This is a genomic window from Microbacterium sp. B35-04 (genome assembly GCF_010634885.1).
GTDB lineage: Bacteria > Actinomycetota > Actinomycetes > Actinomycetales > Microbacteriaceae > Microbacterium.
In genome coordinates this window covers 1-583 of record NZ_MWLP01000177.1, presented here as the reverse complement: position 1 = coordinate 583, position 583 = coordinate 1, and the positions used below count along the sequence as shown (strand labels likewise).

Here is a 583-nt window from a genome sequence, read left to right as displayed (position 1 = left end):
GCCGAGCTCGAGCGCGAGGCTCTCGCCATGGCGCGGACCATCCTCACCAAGTCGCCGACTGCCGTCCGCATGCTGAAGTTCGCGTTCAACGCGGTCGACGACGGGATGGTCGGCCAGCAGGTGTTCGCCGGCGAGGCGACCCGCCTGGCCTACGGCACCGACGAGGCCGTCGAGGGCCGCGACGCCTTCCTCGAGAAGCGCGCCCCCGATTGGTCGCCCTACCCCTGGCACTTCTGATGCTGATCGCGATCTGCAGAACTCCACGCATCTCATTGCACCGCGCCCCGCTCGGCCCCACGTGGGCCCAGGCGAACCCTGATCCGTGGAGTTGTGCAGACCGATGAAACTCGAGCCCGTCGTCGGCGACGATCCGCGCGAGATCCTCCGAGCTCTGCGCGGGGCGCTGCACGGCGCGGGTCCGGCGCTCAGCCTCGGGCTCGTGGAAGGACTGCCCGCCGAGGTTCGACCCGGCACTGCGGTGGTCGTGACGACCTCAGGGTCCACCGGCATCCCGAAGAGCGTCGTGCTCAGTCGCGACGCCCTCACCGCGAGCGCACTGGCGACCGCCGACCGCATCGGCGAC

1 protein-coding gene and 1 pseudogene are annotated in these 583 nt (G+C 70.5%); both read left to right on the top strand.

Annotated elements, in window-relative coordinates:
* The coding region (locus B1729_RS20370; RefSeq protein WP_239539734.1) for an enoyl-CoA hydratase-related protein at positions 1 to 237 on the top strand (237 nt) is incomplete at its 5' end.
* 103 nt (positions 238 to 340) lie between these two features.
* Positions 341 to 583: pseudogene (locus B1729_RS20365) on the top strand (acyl-CoA synthetase); the annotation flags it as partial.